The 4,846-nt window shown below is 66.1% G+C and carries 4 protein-coding genes; 2 read left to right on the top strand and 2 right to left on the bottom strand.

Going from position 1 to position 4,846, the window contains the following annotated elements:
- Nucleotides 1-1,612, bottom strand: a 1,612-nt coding sequence (gene acs, locus AC1D00_RS26890; RefSeq protein WP_477012737.1) for an acetate--CoA ligase, incomplete at its 3' end; no start/stop codon positions are given.
- Nucleotides 1,613-2,014: 402 nt separating this feature from the next.
- Between acs and AC1D00_RS26885 the strand changes: the two genes are divergently transcribed.
- The gene (locus AC1D00_RS26885; protein ID WP_135178591.1) at nucleotides 2,015-3,184 is read left to right on the top strand and encodes a DNA topoisomerase IB; all 1,170 of its coding nucleotides are present in this window, start codon (nucleotides 2,015-2,017) and stop codon (nucleotides 3,182-3,184) included.
- Between the two features lie 11 nt (nucleotides 3,185-3,195).
- On the opposite strand, the gene AC1D00_RS26880 is transcribed toward AC1D00_RS26885, so the two are convergent.
- A complete protein-coding gene (locus tag AC1D00_RS26880; RefSeq protein ID WP_477012736.1) occupies nucleotides 3,196-3,651 on the bottom strand; it encodes an SRPBCC family protein in 456 nt (151 codons plus the stop codon).
- Between the two features lie 103 nt (nucleotides 3,652-3,754).
- Here AC1D00_RS26880 and AC1D00_RS26875 point away from each other — a divergent pair, with 103 nt between their 5' ends.
- Entirely contained in the window at nucleotides 3,755-4,834 is a 1,080-nt protein-coding gene (locus tag AC1D00_RS26875) for an adenylate/guanylate cyclase domain-containing protein (protein WP_477012735.1), read from the top strand.
- Nucleotides 4,835-4,846: the final 12 nt, after the last annotated feature.

Genomic DNA, 4,846 nt, shown 5'->3' with positions numbered 1-4,846 from the left:
TCTCATGCGCGACCAGTGCGCTCTCGACCTCCGCGGTGCCCATGCGGTGGCCGGAGACGTTGATGACGTCGTCGACGCGGCCGGTGATCCAGTAATAGCCGTCGGCGTCGCGCCGGCAGCCGTCGCCGGTGAAGTACTTGCCCTTGTAGGTCGAGAAATAGGTCTGCTCGAACCGGGCGTGGTCGCCATAGACCGTGCGCATCTGGCCCGGCCACGACCGCGTCAGGCATAGATTGCCTGATGTCTCGCCGTCCAGCACCTTGCCGTCGGCGTCGACGATTTCAGGTGCTACGCCGAAGAACGGCTGCGTCGCCGAGCCCGGCTTCAGCCTGGTCGCACCCGGCAGCGGCGTGATCAGGATGCCGCCGGTCTCGGTCTGCCACCAGGTGTCGACGATCGGGCAGCGGTCGTCGCCGACGACGCGGTAGTACCACTCCCAGGCTTCGGGATTGATCGGTTCGCCGACCGAGCCGAGCAGGCGGAGCGAGGCGCGCGAGGTCTTCTTCACCGGCTCGTCGCCGCTCTGCATGAGGGCGCGGATTGCCGTCGGCGCGGTGTAGAAGATGTTGACCTTGTGCTTGTCGATGACGTTCCAGAATCGCGAATTGTCCGGATAATTAGGCACGCCCTCGAACATCAGCGTGGTCGCGCCGTTGGCGAGCGGCCCGTAGAGAATGTAGCTGTGGCCCGTGACCCAGCCGACGTCGGCGGTGCACCAGTAGATGTCGCCGTCGTGATAGTCGAAGACGTATTGATGCGTCATCGAGGCGAAGACGAGATAGCCGCCCGAGGTGTGCAGCACGCCCTTGGGCTGGCCGGTCGAGCCTGAGGTGTAGAGGATGAACAGCGGATCCTCGGCGTGCATGTGCTCGACCGGGCACTCGGTCGTCACCATCTTGGCCGCGTCGTGGTACCAGAGGTCGCGCGACGGATTCATCTCGACACTGCCACCGGTGCGCTTGACGACGACGACCCAGTCGACGCCGTCGGCCTTGGCGAGCGCCGCATCGACATTGGCCTTCAGCGGCACCTTCTTGCCGCCGCGCAGGCCTTCGTCGGCGGTGATGATCACCTTGGACTGGCAGTCGTTGATGCGCTGGGCGAGGCTGTCGGGCGAGAAGCCCGCGAACACCACGGAGTGGATCGCGCCGATCCGCGCGCAGGCCAGCATCGCATAGGCCGCTTCCGGGATCATCGGCAGGTAGATGGTGACGCGATCGCCCTTCTTGACGTTGCGGGTGCGCAGGATGTTGGCCATCCGGCAGACCTCGTCGTGCAGCTCCTTGTAGGTGATGTGTTTCGACTGCGAGGGATCGTCGCCTTCCCAGATGATCGCGGTCTGGTTGGCGCGCTTGTGCAGATGCCGGTCGATGCAGTTATGGGCGACGTTGAGGACGCCGTCCTCGAACCATTTGATCGAGACGTTGCCCGGCGCGAAGGAGACGTTCTCGATTTTCGTCGGCGCCTTCATCCAGTCGATGCGCTTGGCCTGTTCGGCCCAGAAACCGTTCGGGTCCGAGATCGAGCGGGCGTACATTTCCTTGTACTTGGCCTGGTCGACCCAGGCGCGCTTCGCCCACTCCGCCGGGACGTCGTAAATCTTCTCGGACATTGTTTCCCTCCAGATGCGGCAAGCCGAACACAAGCGACCGGCGAGCCGACTTGATCGTTGAACCGATTATGCGTCGGGCTAACCGGACCCGACAAGGTGCAMAAGCTGGACCTTCGGCGAGCGGCCGACCATGCGGAGGATCAAGCTGCGCAGGCCGGCTGTCGCAAATCTGAAACAGGCCATGAGGCGCCTTTCGGCTCTTTACCGAAATCTCCGGAACGGACCGGCGCAGAGCCCCCATGCAGCGTTCGGAGGTATTTAGAAACCGTCTCTCACTGATTCGGGACTCGCAATACGGTTCGGAACACCCTAAATGGCCAACCCGGGTCCAAAGAGACCCCTTGGAACAAACATCAGAACAGCCGCATTGACCGGTAACAGGCAGGGCTAAGGCGTAACACTATGATGGATCAGCAGAATCTCGGGACGATGCGGCCCGCTTCCGCCGATCCTTCCGCTATTGCGCTGGCCAAAGCCCTCGGACAATGGCCGAAACCGGCCGCATCAGCGCGCCTCAGCCCGAAAAAGGTCTTCGACGCGGCGCCCGCGGCGACAGTCGAGGCGCTCGCCAGGGAGCATGGCCTGCGGCTCGGCGACCAGAACGAGCTGACCATCCGCCGCATCAAGCGCGGCAAGGGCTATTCCTTCGTCCGCCCCAACGGCGCTCATATCCGCGACGCCCGCACCATCCGCCGGCTGCACGCCATGGCGGTGCCGCCGGCCTATCGCGAGGTGCGCTACTCGGCCGATCCGAGCACGCATCTCCAGGCCGTGGGACGCGATGCCGCGGGCCGGCTGCAATATCGCTATCACGCCGACTGGGAGAAGGTCCGCGAGCACCGCAAGGCGCATCGCCTGGAGAAGCTCGTCGGCGCGTTGCCAAAGATCCGGCGCAAGGTCTCGGCGTTCCTGTCGGGCGACGAGCCGACGCGCGAGTTCGCGCTCTCGGCGGTGATCGAATTGATCGCGCGCACCGCGATCCGTCCCGGCAACGAATCCTATGCCCGCCTCAACGGCACCCGCGGCGCCACCACGCTGCTGAAGTCGAACGTGACGCTGGAAGACGATTGCTTCGTGCTGACCTTCAAGGCGAAGGGCGGCAAGGCAGTGCGCAAGGAATGCGACGCGGCCAAGCTGGTGCGCGCCATCGGCATCCTGCGCGGCGTTCCCGGCAAGCGCATGTTCCAGTATCGCGATGCCTACGGCATCGTGCGCGCGGTCAACACCACGCAGGTGAACGCGTTCTTGCGCGAGATCGCCGGCATCAAGATTTCGCTGAAGGATTTTCGCACGCTGATGGCCTCAGCCGTTGTGGTGGAATCGCTGTCGCGGATCACGCCGGCGACCAGCCAGCGCGGCCGCAAGAAGCAGGTGCTGGACGCGATCCGTGCCGCGGCCGACAAGCTCTCCAACACGCCGGCGATCTGCCGCAAGAGCTATGTCCACGACACCATCGTCACCGCCTTCGAGGACGGCATCCTCGAGCGTTTCGCCGCGACCATGAAGGGCCAGCGCTCGCAGGCAAGGCGCGAGCAGCTTCTGGCGCAGGTGGTCGCGACCGCGGCGGTCTAAGCCGCCCGTCGCTACATCTTGTCTGAAACACCCTTGTCGGGACCGGGATCGTTGCCTGCGGCTGCGGCGGTGAGTCGCTCCAGATAGTGCGCCCAACCCTTCGCGTGTGCGGCGGCCTGTTCGTCGGTCGGCAGCCCGCTATGGGTCATGCGCAGCAGCGTGCCGCCGTCGCGCTCGATCAGGTCGATCTCGATCAGGCTCGAGCCGGGCGGCACTTCCTGGCCGCCCTCCCAGCCAAACGTGTAGGCCAGACGATGCACCGGCACGACCTCGCGGAAGGCGCCGCGGGCTGAGCCGCCGCGCGGGCCGACGCCCTTGAGCAGATAGAGCCCGCCGGGATGCAGCTCCGTGGTCGCGTCGGAGCCCATCCAGCTCAAAATCTTCTCGGGATCGGTCAAATAGGCGAAGACGGTGGCACGTGGGGCTGCGATCTGGGTCTCGCGTCGCACTACGAACGGTTCGGTCATCGGCGATCATCCCTGGGGCTGACATTGGGACATGGCGGCGGCCGAGCGGTACGTCAAGGATTGCCTCGTGACAAAGACGGCCTGCCTTCGCCATGATCGGGCCATGCACCTCGCTCCGACCCTCGCCTGGCTCGTCGACGCCGCCTCCGATAGTCCCGGAGCCGACCGCCTGCTTGCGGAACTCGGCGCGCACCTGGTCGCCGACGGCGTGCCGCTTGCGGCAGGCAGCCTGACGCTGGAGGTGCCACACCCGCTGATCGCGAAGCGGACCTGGCTGTGGCGAGCCGAGAACGGCACGGTGATCGAAGCGCTCGGCTTTGCACCGGGCGGATTGGCACCCGACCCGCCCAACGATGCCGGTCGCCGCTGGCTCCGCGGCATTGCGGACGGTGCCGTGCACGAAGATGTCGTCGGGCGGTCCGATGGGCCATTGCTCGGCTGGATCGGACCGCGTCCGTTCACCGCGGATGAAATCGAGCAACTGCGCCAGGCCGCGCGTTTTGCCGCGACGCCCCTTGCCGTGCTCGCTGCGCGCGACACGTTGCGGGCGACGCTGGATGCCTATCTTGGCAAGCGCAGCGCCGCGCGGGTGCTGGCGGCACCGCTGCGGCGCGACCTCGGCGAAACCATTCAGGCCGCGCTGCTCTATGCGGACCTGCGCGACTTCACGATCCTGTCGGAAACCACACCGCCGGCCCAGGTCATCGCGGCGCTCGACGCCTGGTTCGACCGCATCGCCGGTGCCGTCCACGCCTTTGGCGGCGAGGTGCTGAAATTCATCGGCGACGGCGTGCTCGCGATTTTTCCGGTAGTCGAGGCATCACCGCGCCGCGCCTGCGATGCGGCCTTGCGCGCCGCCAGCGCGGCCAGGGCCGGGATGGCCCATCTCAACAATGAGCGCCGCAACCAGGGCCTGCCGCCGCTCGCGTTTGGCGCCGCGCTCCATCTCGGCGAGATGCTGTGGGGCAATATCGGCGCCGCCAACCGGCTCGATTTCACGGCGATCGGTCCCGCCGTCAATCTCGCCAGCCGGCTCGAGGGATTGTGCAAGCCGCTTCGTGAGACCGTGCTGGTGTCGGGCGCGCTCGCCGCGGAGACGGACATGGCTCTCGTTGCGCTGGGATCGCATTCGCTGCGCGGCATTGCCGCGCCATGCGAGGTCTTCGCGCTGCCGGAGACGTGAGTCGGATAGCGT

It is taken from the genome of Bradyrhizobium sp. P2_E8 (assembly GCF_056403875.1).
Note: the sequence above shows the minus strand (reverse complement) of the source record. Positions and strands in the feature narration are given on the sequence as shown.

What these genes read in the sequence shown, in the direction of transcription:
- AC1D00_RS26885 (WP_135178591.1), top strand. Translation starts at nt 2,015, where the DNA reads ATGATGGATCAGCAGAATCTCGGGACGATGCGGCCCGCTTCCGCCGAT.
- AC1D00_RS26880 (WP_477012736.1), bottom strand. Translation starts at nt 3,651, where the DNA reads ATGACCGAACCGTTCGTAGTGCGACGCGAGACCCAGATCGCAGCCCCA.
- AC1D00_RS26875 (WP_477012735.1), top strand. Translation starts at nt 3,755, where the DNA reads ATGCACCTCGCTCCGACCCTCGCCTGGCTCGTCGACGCCGCCTCCGAT.